General features: G+C 36.0%; 1 pseudogene. It reads right to left on the reverse strand.

What is annotated here, in order from left to right:
• Window positions 1-250: pseudogene (locus GSM_RS13710) on the reverse strand (DNA-methyltransferase); the annotation flags it as partial.

Below are 250 nucleotides of genomic sequence, written 5' to 3' on the forward strand. Positions count from 1 at the left end.
CTTTCCCTGTTTGCTTAGGCTCTTTAATCAACATGTGTGAGCAGAAATGCATAAACTCTGCAACTCTGAAATCAACATCAGTATTGAAAAATGTTGCATTAGCCTTATTACTCTCACCATTTTTGTTATCTCCGTCCTTGTACCATTCAGGACTTGAAGCATAAGCATTATTTCCAATGTTGTAAGGAATATCAGCAATTACTAACTGTGCTTTAGGAATCGCATAACGCTTGAAATTTTGAAAATGGTC

The sequence above is a fragment of the Liquorilactobacillus mali KCTC 3596 = DSM 20444 genome (genome assembly GCF_000260415.1).
GTDB classification, from domain to species: domain Bacteria; phylum Bacillota; class Bacilli; order Lactobacillales; family Lactobacillaceae; genus Liquorilactobacillus; species Liquorilactobacillus mali.